Origin of the sequence: Paraburkholderia sp. RL17-381-BIF-C (genome assembly GCF_046026435.1) — a bacterium.
GTDB lineage: Bacteria > Pseudomonadota > Gammaproteobacteria > Burkholderiales > Burkholderiaceae > Paraburkholderia.
The window spans coordinates 1-12,433 of sequence record NZ_JARESX010000012.1 but is presented as its reverse complement, the minus strand read 5'-3'; the positions used below and the strand labels follow the sequence as shown (position 1 = coordinate 12,433).

Here is a 12,433-nt window from a genome sequence, read left to right as displayed (position 1 = left end):
CGTGCGCGCTGCTCCTCACCGCATCACGCCTCGACTTGCACCGGCTGCCCGGCCATGATCGCGAGCCCTTCGTTCAAAGCCGGGAAAAGGCTTCGGTTGAAATTGTTCCAGCGTAGTTCGAGGATCGTATCGTCCTTATCGATTTCGGTATTCAGCACGTCGTGAATCACCTCGCCGGAGTCGATCCCGTTGTCGACATAGTGAAACGATGCGCCCGTCAGATACAACGGTTCGACCGCCACGGTTTCCATCGTCTTCCAGTTGACCACTTTCTTGCCGCGCGCACCGTAGAGCGCGTCGAGCGTCGCGTAGGCGCCGCGCCGCTCGTAGGGCGAATCGGCACGCGTCACGCCCGGGTGAATATTCACGATCTTGCGATAGAACGGCGCGCCGGGCCGAACCAGTTCGTCGAGAATGATCAGCAGACCGTCGAGTACGACAATATCGGCTTTCAATGCCACCAGCGTATCGAGCAGGTGCTTTTCAAAGCGGCTCTTGCCTGCCGCGCGGCCCGGTGCATCGAGCGGCTCACGCCGGTACGTCGATGGAATCGCGAGTAGCAGATCGTTGACCCGCTTGCCCTGCACGCGCAAGTTCGGCGGATAGAACCAGCGCTTGCCCGGCTCGTAAGCAAATCCATATTCCTTCAGTTTTTCGCGGTCCGTGCCGGATCCGGCATCGTCGTCGTAGACAACTTTTTCGAGCGAGTATTGATCGCCGAGCGCGGTTTCATTGAGCGCTTCGACAAGCGACTCCAGTACCGACTTCATGTAGCGCGCGCCGCTTTTGTACGCGATGTCCTGACCCGCCTTGTCGGCGGCCGCGTTTCGTAATGACCAGATATAAACGAGTTTTTTCTTCGGCATAGTCGATTCCTATGTGTGTGTGTGTCGTGGCGCCGCTTTCTATCAAAGCGCGAAAGTCATGCGGTCCGCGCGAGTCGCGTTTGCGTGCGTCTGTCTCGACCGGTCAGCCGAACGGTCGCGCGATGCGTAATGCGCAAGCGAAGCGGCGATTTCGTCGGAGCGCAACGCGAGAACCGACAGCAGCGTGTCGGACAGTCCATGGCTGTCTTCACAGCAGCCTTGCAGGTAAATGCGTGGTTTGAAGGTCACCGGCGTGGCGAGCCTGTAATCGCGCTCGACATTGCCTTGCGTGAGCGCATCGCCCAGATGCGGCGCAAGCCCCTCCAGCAACTCGGCATGCGTGTCGCGGCGATATCCTGTCGCGAGCACCAGCGCGTCGAATTGCTCGGCGCGGGCCTGGCCGCTCAAACGGTCACGCAGCGTGAGCTCAATCCGGCCGCCGCCCGTGCGCGCCGCCGTTTCGATGCCGGTATTCGCGAGCAACCGGTGGCGCGGTTCGGCGCAGACGTTTTGCAGGTAAAGCATTTCGTAGATCTGCTCGATTAGCGGACGATCGACCACCGCGTAATTGGTGTCGCGAAAACGCTCGATCAGCGCGCGCCGGCCGTCGCGCGGCTGCGCGTAGACGACATCGGTAAAGGCGGGGTTGAAAATCTCGTTGACGAACGGGCTGTCGTCGGCGGGTTTCAGCGCGCTCGAGCGAATGATAAGGCTCGCATCCACATGCGGATAGCGGCGCGTCAGATCGACGAACACTTCGGCCGCGCTCTGCCCCGCGCCGATCACCGCCACGCGTTTTCGCGCGCCGTTCGCAGGTTCGACGACGCGATCGATGGACGTGAGGTACTGCGACGAATGCACGATGTTATGCGTGCCGAGCGCGGCAAACGCCTCCGGCACCTGAGGCCCTCCACCGATGCCGACCGACAGAGCCCGTGTCACACGTTGCCATTCACGGCCTTCGTGATCGCGCGAGAAAACGCGTAACGCTTCGACGTCGTTGGTATTGTCAGCGCTCTTGATCGCTTCGATACCGGTCACGGTCTGGCCGTAGTTCACGCGATCGTCGAACGACGCCGCCACCCAGCTCAGGTAATCGTGGAACTCCACGCGCGTCGGATAGAAATTCTTCAAATTGACGAAATCCGCCAGACGTCCGCGTTCGAACAGATAGTTGATGAACGTGAACCGACTTTTCGGATCGCGCATGGTCACGAGATCCTTGAGGAAGGAAATCTGCATCCGGCAGTCGTCGAGCAGCATGCCGCGATGCCAGCCGAATTCCGGCTGTCGCTCAATGAAGCAATGCGTGAGGTCCGACACGCCGGCTTCTTCGGCGAGGCGCACGGCAAGCGCCAGATTCGACGGTCCGAAGCCGATTCCGATCAGATCAAATACGGTGTCTCTGTGCATGTCGCAGGTCCTTATCGGTGGAAGCCGGCACGCCAAATGCGCGGGCCGGCGAAAAATCTTTCGTGATTGATGCGGTTTTTATTCACTGCCTTTTTTGCCGGGCTGTGTGTTCGACTCCGGGTTCAAGCGCCGTCGCGCAACTCGGCAACGCAAGAAGCTCGCGCATCGAGCCGAGCGCCCAGTTGCGTGAAGGTTGGCGCGGCGAACACGTCGGCAATCTCCAGTGCGTGACCAGCGGCTCGCGCGGCATCGACAAAGCGCACGACATCGAACGAACTTGCGCCCGCTTCGAACAGATCGTCATGAAGCGCGGGCGTGTTGCCTTCGAACAGATCGCTCCATACGCGTTCGAGTGCCGTGGCGCGCCGCGTTGCTTCAGTGTGAGATACCGGGCTCGCTTGCGCGCTCGTTGCAACGCCGGCTGACTCCAGGGTGAAGCGCGCTGAAGCAACGCCCAGTTGTGCATGCGGCGCGTCGACGAACCGTTGCACCACGTCCAGATAGTCGGCGGACAGTGCCTCGACGAAGCGGCCGTCCACCAACTCGTTCGCATACGAGAAGGCGCCCGTCACGCGTCCGTCGGCATGTTCGACCACGTCCAGTTCCAATTCGAACACGACCCGATGCCGCACGTCGTTGAAATCGTCGAGCGTGAGGCCGGCCCAGTCGCGTCCCGCTGTTCCGGCCGGTCGCAGGTAATTGAACATCACGGAAAAGAGCGGATTGCCGGCTTCGGTGCGCGTGGCGCGCAATGCCGCCACCACGTCGGCGAACGGCGTGTCCGCATGCGCATAAGCGGCGAGCGCGGCGTCTCGCACTTCGGCGAGCAGCGTGACCGGTGTATGCGTTTTGGCGAGCCGCGTCCGCACGACCACCGCGTTGATGAAAAGTCCCAGTGCGTGGCGTGCGGCTTCGCCCGTCAGTTCGCGCGTGGAAGCGAGAACGCCGACCGGCTGATCCGTTGCGCCCGTCGCGCGATAAAGCGCGACGTTCAGCGCGGCATGCAACACCATGGGCAAGGTGGCGTGAACTTCAAGCGCCATCGCACGGGCACGGCGCACGAGAGCCGGGGTCAATTCGAACGCGAGGCGTCCGGCGCGCCAGGTGGGCGACGCCACGCGGCCCGAAGGCGGCGAAGGCAGCACTTGCGACGGCGCATCGGCCAACGCATCGCGCCAGAACGACAGGCGCGCTCGCGGCGCGGCTACAGGCAAGACGAGTTGTCGAGCCGAAAGCGATCCCGTCGCCGAGGCCGCCGGCGACGCGCCACGCACGATCGCGACATAAGTGCCGCGCACATCTTCGAGCCACAGATCGATCGACTGCCCGTCCGACACGATGTGATGCACGACCAGCGACAGCACATGATCCCGCTCGGCAAGGCGTATTAAGCGCACGCGCCAGAGTGGCGCATCGTCGAGCAGGTGGAACGGCGTGAGTGCGTCGTGGTCGCTGAGCGTGACGGCGGCCTTCTCGCGTTCGGCTTGCGAAGGGTCGCCAGAAAGATCGATCACCGGCAGTTCGAACGCCGCCGAGTCCACGACTTTTTGGCCCGGCAGTTGCCCGTCGCGTTCGACGATCTGCACGCGCAGCGCGGGATGTCGCGCGGCGGCTTGAGCAAACGCGTCGCGCAATGCAACGCTATCGAGCGGCCCACGCAGACGCAGCGCGACAGGAATGTTGTAGGCCGCGCTGTCCGGTTGCGAGCGCCAGAGGAACCACAAGCTCAATTGCGCGGAAGACAGCGGCGGGGTGCCGTTCGCGTCCGGCGCGATAAGTGAATTGGAACCGCCTCCCGGCTGTCGTTCTCCGGTATCCGCCACCGTTTCGCTGCGCGCCGACGCCATCACGCGCTGCGCGTATTGCGCGAGCGTCGGCGCTTCGAAGAGCGTGCGCACCGGCACATCGCGCGCGAGACGTTCGGCCACGCGCGTCGCCACGCGGACCGCCGCAAGAGAATGTCCGCCGAGTTCGAAGAAATGATCGGCACGGCCGACACGCTCCACACCCAGCACTTCGCAGAAAATCTGCGCAAGCGTGGTTTCGAGTCCGGCAGCGGGCGCCTGATAGGCCCGCTCGATGCGCTGCGGTTCGGGCAACGCCGCGCGGTCCACCTTGCTATTGGCATTGCGCGGCAACGCGTCGAGCACGACGATATGCGCGGGCACCATGTAGTCAGGCAACGTATGACGCAGATGCGCATCGAGTTCCGCTACATCCGCACGTGTGCTGCGCTCGCGCGCTTCGGCGCTCAATTCGACATACGCCACCAGCGCTGCTTGCGCGCCCTTGCCATGCACGATCGCCACAGCTTCGCGCACGTCGCCGTGCGCGGCGAGTTGCGCTTCGATCTCACCCAGTTCGATCCGCAAGCCGCGCAACTTCACCTGATGATCGACACGGCCGATAAAGTCGAACACGCCGTCCGCGCGCCGCTTGACGAGGTCACCCGTGCGATAGAGCCGCGCACCCGGTGCGCCGAAAGGATCCGGCACGAAGCGCTCGGCCGTGAGTGCCGGCCGTTCGAGATAACCACGCGCCACGCCTACACCCTCGCCACCCAGATACAACTCGCCGATCACACCGACCGGCAGTGGATTCAAGCGCGCATCGAGCACATGTGCCGAACGCGCGCCGACCAGCGTGCCGATTGGCAGATACGCGCTGTCCGCGAGCTTCGCGGTGTCGTCGGTCGGATAGAACATCCACAGCATTGGCGTGATGACCGTTTCGGTCGGCCCGTATCCGTTGACGATCCGCGCCTTCGGAAACGCCCGGCGCAGCAGAGCAAACGCTTCACGCGAAGTGGCTTCACCGCCTACCGTCAACGAGCGCAAGCTGGGCGGCGCACCGTGCGCGAGCGCCCATTCGGCGAGCTGGGTTGCGCAACCGGGCGGCACATAGGTCATGGTCACGCCTTCGCGAACCATCATCCGGCAGGTTTGCGCGGGCGGCCACAACGTATCCGCGGTAATGGCGACGGCTGCGCCGGACATGTACTGCGAGAACCAGCCTTCATGCGCGCCGTCGAAATTGACCGACTGGAACAGCAGGAAAACGTCACGCTCACCGGCGCCGTAGCGCTCCGCAATTGCCGCGCAATGCAGGGCAAACGAACCGTGATCGACCACCACGCCCTTCGGCTTGCCGGTCGAGCCCGATGTATAGATCACGTAAGCTGCCTGATGTGGCGACACGCGTGGCAACTCGACATCCGCCGCGCATTGAACCTCAGGCTGCGGCTCCTCGTCGATCGGCCACAACCGTAAACGATCCGACGCCGGCAACGCAGCGAGACTCGCGCGTTCCGTGATGACGTGCGTGATTTGCGCGTCATCGAGAATCTGCGCGAGGCGCTCGCGCGGATGGCTCGGGTCGAGCGGTACAAACGCGCCGCCCGATTTCAACGCGGCAATCAGGCCGACCAGCAGGTCGACCGAGCGGCTCAACGCCACGCCCACCCGCATTTCCGCACGCACGCCTGCCGCGACGAGGCGCTGCGCCAAACGTGTTGCGCGCGCATCCACTTCGCCGCGCGTGAGCGAGCAGTTCATGTCGGCGACGCCGCGCGCTTCCGGCCGCGCATGGGCATGGTCGGCCACGCGCTGATGCACCGGCCTGAACGTTGCTTCGCGCGGTAGCGCCGTGCTGTTCCATGCATCGAGTTGCACGCGCTCGGCCTCAGGCAGCCACCGCACATCTCCGATCGCAATGGCGGGTGCCGCCGCCGCGTTCGACAGCAACTCGATAAAGCGCGCGGCAAGGCGCTCTATCGCGTCGGCGTCGAACAGATCGAGCGCATAAATGAAGGTCGCGTCGATCGAACCATCGTCGCGCTCCTCGAAACTCAGCGTCAGATCGAATTTGGCGAACGGCGCGCCCGATGGCAACTCCGTCATGCGCACGTCGGCAAGTGAAGGCAAACGCCGACGCGCGCCATAAGCGGCCATTACCTGAAACAACGGATGATGACTCGCGCTGCGCACCACACCCAGCGCTTCGACCACCTGTTCGAACGGCACATCCTGATGCGACTGGGCGTCGATCAGCGTTTGTCGCGTCGCGCTGACCAGCGCGGCGAACGGTTGCGTTGCCGAAACGGGCGTAGCCAGCGTCAACGTATTCACGAAGAACCCGACGAGACCCGCCACTTCGCCGCGCTCGCGATTCGCCGCGGGCACACCGATCTGAATCTGCGTTTCCCCCGACGAGCGCGCGAGCAACGCGCTCAGTGCCGCCAGCAATACGGCGAACGGCGTCGCGCGCTGCGCATTGGCCAAGGTCTTCACGCGCTGAGCGAGCGCGGTATCGAGAACGAAACGATGCCGTGCCCCACGCGCGCTACGCTGAGCCGGACGCGGCGATGCGCCCGGCAACATCAGTACGTCGCGATTCGCGTCCAGCCGCTCGCGCCAGAAAACCAATTGACGCTCACGCTCGCCCGCGTCGAGCCAGCGGCGCTGCCACAGCGCGAAGTCGGCGTACTGGATCGGCAATGGCGCGAGTGACACCGCTTCGCTCTTCGCATACGCGCGATAGAACGACGCGAGTTCGGCAAGCATGACGTCCGCGGACCAACCGTCTGACACGATGTGATGCGTCGTCAACGCGAGCCAATGGGTGCTCGCGTCGAGGCGAATCAGGTGAGCGCGCACCAACGGCCCGAGCGACAGATCGAAGGGCTTCGCTTCATCGGCGCGTGCAATCTCGGCAGCGCGTGCCTCGCGCTGATCGGCGGGCAGTGTGCTCACGTCGCTCGCGCGCCACGGGCAGCGCGACGGCGCATGCACCGTTTGCAGTACGCCATCGCCGCTTTCAGCGAAGGTGGTGCGCAACGCTTCGTGGCGCGCAACCAATGCATCGCACGAAAGACGCAATGCGTTGGCATCGAGCGCGCCGTCGAGCCGCAGGCGTTCGGTGATGTGATACGCCGCCGGTTCATCGATCATCCGCGCATGCAGCCACAGACGCGTTTGCGCAAACGACGCCGGCACGCTCGCGGTCCGCTCGGTGCGCGGCGGAATCGGCAGCACGCGAAAATCAATGCCGGCTGCGGCGAGCTTCGTGAGAAAGGCTTTGCGCTGCGCGTCCGGCAACAGCGCGAAGCGTGACGCAAGGGAAAGCAGATCCGGTTTGGCTGTGGTCATGCTCAGGTGTCTCAGTGCGGGTCGGCGGGTCGATCGGTCGATGTGGTGGGCTTATTGCAGTTCGAATTCGTCGAGCAGTGCATCGATCGCGCTCGCGGTATCGCCTGCTCCATGAGCCTCGCGTTCGGCGAGCGCACGATCGATCGCGGCGGCACAGCGCTGCAACGTGCGTTCGTCGAACAAGGTGCGTAGCGGCAAGATGAGCGCCCAGTGCAGATTCGCCTGCGCGTTGGCTTGTGTCGCAAGCAGCGAGTGGCCGCCTAACACGAAGAAATCTTCGTCGCGGCCAATCGTGTCGACGCGCAGCACGCGCTTCCAGATCTCGGCGAGTTCGCGTTCGGTCTCGGTGACCGGCAAGTCCAGGGCGTGTTCGCCGACAGAGCCGCGCACGGGTGCGGGCAGCGCGTGACGGTCGCATTTGCCGTTCGGCGTGACCGGCAGCGCGTCCATCGCGATCAGATGCGAAGGCACCATGTACGACGGCAGTTGCGCTCGCAAGCCATCGAGCAGCGCCTGCGTGTCGAGCGCGTTGTTCGCGCTGCGCGCCACGTAGCCAATCAGTTGCTCGTCACGCACGATCACCACGGCATCGTGCACGCCCGGTGCCGCCCGCAGCAGCGCTTCGATTTCGCCCGGCTCGACGCGCTGGCCACGCAGTTTCACCTGCGTATCCATACGGCCGAGATAGTCGAGCGCCCCGTCCGCGCGGCGGCGTGCAAGGTCGCCGGTTCGATAGAGCCGCGCGCCGTGCGAGAACGGATCGGGAACAAAGCGATCGGCTGTCAGCGCGGCACGGCCAAGATAGCCGCGCGCAAGTCCCACGCCGCCCAGGTACAGTTCGCCGATCGCGCCTTGCGGCAACGGTTGCAACGCCGCGTCGAGCACGTGTAGTTGCAGGTTCGCAATCGGATGACCGATCGGCATGGAGGCCGCGTCGGCGTCGCGCACATCGCAAGTCCAGTGCGAAACGTCGATGGCCGCTTCGGTCGGGCCGTAGAGGTTGTAGAGCCGCGCATGAGGCAGTTGCTTTGCTACGCGCGCCGCCAGTTCCGGCGCAAGCGCTTCGCCGCTCGCGACAATCCGCTCGATACTCGCGCAGCGCGCCGCCGCGTGGAAATCTTCCAGGTGAGCGACGAAGGCCGCGAGCATCGACGGCACGAAATGCAGCGTCGTAACGCGGTGCGCTTCGATCGCGGCGACGAGGCGCGCCGGATCGCGATGCTCGCCAGGCGCCGCGATCGCGAGCTTCGCGCCGACGGCGAGCGGCCACACGAACTCCCATACCGACACGTCGAAACCGAACGGCGTCTTGTGCAACACGACGTCGCGGGCGTCGAGGCGATACGCGTCCTGCATCCACGCAATCCGGTTCGCCAGTGCGCGATGCGTATTGCCCGCGCCTTTCGGCTTGCCAGTCGAACCCGAGGTGTAGATCAGGTAAGCGAGCTGATCGGGCGCGACTGCGACCGGAGCGCTGAGCGTGAAGTCCGCGCCGCGTAGTGCGTCGACGGTCAGGATTTTCGCGCCGGTGCTGTTGACTGCGTTCGTGACCCGTTCCAGCAGATTGGGCTGTGTCAGCACGACGGCCGGTTTCGCGTCGTCGAGCAGATACGCGATGCGCTCCGCCGGATAGTCGGGATCGATCGGCAGATAAGCCGCGCCCGCTTTGAGCACGCCGATCAGCGCCACCACCATGTCGAACGAGCGCTCGACACACAGCGCCACCGCCGTGTCCGCGCGCACGCCTGCTTCGATGAGCGCGGCGGCGACGCGATCGGCGTTCGCGTCGAGTTCGCCGTAGGACATCTGGTGCGTGCGTCCTTGCGGATCGGCGAATTCCAGCGCGATAGCCTCTGGCGATATCAACGCCTTCTGTTCGAACTGCCGATGCAGGGCCTGTTGCTGCGTGAGCGGCCACGCTTGCGCCGTCGCGTTGAAGCGGTTCAGCGCGGCGAGGTCGTCCGCCGTGGCAATCGAAATCGTGCCGAGCCGCGCGTCCGGATTTGCGATCAGGCCCACGAGGCACGAAGCGAACGCGCGATGCAACGCGGCGACACGCGCGTCATCGAGTTGCGCGGCGTCGTAACCGTAGTCGATCGTAAGCGTGGTGCCCGCTTCGATCACCAGCGTGAGAGCGAAGTCCGTCGCTTCGATATTGCGCAGCTCACGCAGCTTCAGCGCTCGCTCGTCGCGGCCCTGCCAGGCTTCGTCCACGGGGTAGTTTTCGAACACGACCAACGTGTCGAACAGCGCGCCGCCACCCTGCCCCGCCCATTGCTGGATTTCAGACAGCGGCGTATGCGCGTGCTCGGCGGCCGCGGCGTTATCGCGCTGCAGGTCGTGCAGCCATGCCGAGGCCCGGCGTTGCGGCAACGGCGCGGTGATCACCGGCAGCGTGTTGATGAACAGACCGAGCACGGTATCGACGTCCGGCAGCGCGTCGGGACGGCCCGCGACGGTCGCGCCGAAGGCGACTGCCGTGTGATGCGTCATACGTTGCAGCGCGAGCGCCCACGCGCCTTGCACCATCGTATTGAGCGTGACTTTCAGACGGCGCGCGGTGTCGATTAGACGCGCCGTCGTGGCTGCGTCGACGGTTTCACGGCGCGTGAGATGGCGCGATTCGCGGCGACCGCTTGCGGACTCCGGCGCGGCAACCAGCGTCGGCTCGTCGAGCAGCGCGAGGCGTTGCAGCCAGAATGCGCGCGCGCTGTCGGCATCACGCGCGGCCAGCCACGCGATGAAGTCGCGATAGCGCGTCTTCGCGGGCGCAGCGAACAGCTGCGGACGCGGCGGCTCGATGTAATCGCGCAGCACATCCGCAAAGAAGCGCGCGGTGCTCCAGCCATCGAGCAGCAAATGGTGACGCGTCCAGACGAGACGCCATGCATTGTCCGTGATGCGGATCAGCGTGACGCGCATCAGCGGCGGCGATGTCAGATCGAAACCGCGCGAGCGGTCGGCGCTAAGCCAGTTTTCGAAAGCATCCATCGCACCCGCGCCGCGCTCGCGCCAGTCGAGAATCTCGACGGGCATGCGCGCCTGGCGATGCACGATCTGCATCGGCGCCGCTTCATCCGGCGTGAAGCTCGTGCGCAAAATGTCATGGCGCGGCACCGCCGCCTCGAATGCCGCACGCAGGCGCTCCACATCCGGGTCGATCAACGTCGCGACCAATTGATTCACATAAGTGGACTGCTCGGGCGCGAATAGAGAGTGAAACAGAATGCCGTGCTGCATCGGCGAAAGCGGATAGATATCGTCGATCGTGCGCAAGTCGAGCGGCATGCGTTCGATAGCAGCCTGTGTCAGGCCGCCCGCCCGCGCGAGCGGATAATCGCCAGGCGTTGCGCCGCCGCCTCGTTGCGCAAGACGCCCAGCGCATGCGCCAACCAGTTGAGCGAGCGCGCCCTCGAAGCGCTGCGCGAGTGCCTCCACAGTGGCGCGCTCGAATTGCGTCGCGCCGTAGACCCAATGGACTTTGAGCGTGCGCGTGGCGTCGCCGTCGATATAGGCGTGAATCGCCAACGCGTTGCCGATCGGCCCCGCCGGATCGCGCTCGCGGCCCGCGCCACCGAAACGCGGTACGAGCGCCGCCTCGCGAGGGGCGTCGAACTGGCCGAGGTAGTTGAAGGTCACATGCGGACGCGGCACGGCGGCGAGCGCCGCACGCGTCGCCGTGTCGCCGTAGTGGCGCAGCACGCCGAAACCGAGGCCTTTGTTCGGCACCGCGCGCAACGTGTCCTTGACCGCGCCGAGCGTAGCGGCCGGGGTGCTTTCAAGCGAGAACTGCACCGGATAGTGACTCGTCAGCCAGCCTGGCGTGCGGCTCACGTCGACGTCGTCGAACAAGGCCTCGCGGCCATGGCCTTCGAGTTCGATGCGGCACACCGGCAAGCCGAGCGACTGCGTCAGCGCGGCAATCAGCAGTTCGATCGTCTGCGTTCGATAGGCGGCATTCGCCTGCGTCAACGCGGCGCGCGTGAGATCGGCGCCGATCGTCTGGATCACGGATTGCGCGTCGGCGTTGGTCGCCCTGGCGTGCGGACGGTCGAGCGGCAGATCGTCGTACGGCGCGGCGAGCGCGGTCCAATACGGTATTTCGGCGGCGAACGGCGAGTGCGTCGTGTCGCGTGCGGCGCGCGCGAGGCGCGCCGCCCATTCCTGCGCGCTCGTTCCCGTCGACGCGAGCCGCACGCTGCGGCGCTCGCAAGCGGCACGATAGACCGCATCGAGATCGTCCAGCAGCACGCGCCACGACACACCGTCGACGACGATGTGATGGATCGCCAGATAGAGTTTGGTGGCACCGTCAGGCAGCAGCGCAGCCAAGGCGCAGACGAGCGGGCCGCGTGTCAGATCGAGCGTGCTTTGCAACGCGTCGAACTGAGCGAGCGCGTCGGCCTCGTCGCGTGCGCAGACCGCTGCTAGCGGCAGTGTTTCGAACGCTTGCGCGGCCAGCGTGAGCCGCCATTCGCCATGCGATCCGACCGGGGCGAAACGCTGGCGGAAAATGTCGTGGTGCGTCAGCAGCGTTTCGAAGGCGCGGGCGAATGCGTCGAAGTCGAACGGCGCTTGCGCGTCGAGTTCAATGGATTGATTCCAGTGGCCACGCTGCGGAATATCCAACGCAAAGAAGCGCAGTTGTGCGGGCGTGAGCGTGGTGGCCTCGTCCGTTTTGGGTGGCGTGCCTTGCGCATTCGGGATAGTGGGAGCCGCTTGCAAGGCGAGTTCCACCGTTGTCGCGACGCGCGCGAGTTGCGCAAGCGTTGGCGCATCGAATAGTTGCTTGGGCGTAAAGCGCACGCCGCGTTTGCGCGAACGGGCGATCACCTGCAACACCAGAATAGAGTCGCCGCCCAGTTCGAAGAAGTTGTCGTCGCGGCCCACACGTTCGGCTTTGAGCACGTCCTTCCAGACGGCGGCGAGGGTTTCTTCGGTCGGGCCTTGCGGCGCGTCGGCGGGGGGCCCATGGGGGGGGGGGGGGGGCCCCCCCCCCCCCCCCCC

At 65.1% G+C, this 12,433-nt stretch carries 4 protein-coding genes; all 4 read right to left on the bottom strand.

Going from position 1 to position 12,433, the window contains the following annotated elements:
• Positions 1–23 precede the first annotated feature (23 nt).
• Positions 24–866: a N(5)-hydroxyornithine transformylase PvdF gene (locus P0D70_RS10240; protein ID WP_408184361.1), complete on the bottom strand. Its 843-nt coding sequence runs from the start codon at positions 864–866 to the stop codon at positions 24–26.
• Between the two features lie 42 nt (positions 867–908).
• The gene (locus tag P0D70_RS10235; RefSeq protein ID WP_408184360.1) at positions 909–2,279 is read right to left on the bottom strand and encodes a lysine N(6)-hydroxylase/L-ornithine N(5)-oxygenase family protein; all 1,371 of its coding nucleotides are present in this window, start codon (positions 2,277–2,279) and stop codon (positions 909–911) included.
• Between the two features lie 122 nt (positions 2,280–2,401).
• A complete protein-coding gene (locus P0D70_RS10230; RefSeq protein WP_408184359.1) occupies positions 2,402–7,426 on the bottom strand; it encodes a non-ribosomal peptide synthetase in 5,025 nt (1,674 codons plus the stop codon).
• Between the two features lie 51 nt (positions 7,427–7,477).
• The coding region (locus tag P0D70_RS10225) for a non-ribosomal peptide synthetase (RefSeq protein WP_408184358.1) at positions 7,478–12,433 on the bottom strand (4,956 nt) is incomplete at its 5' end.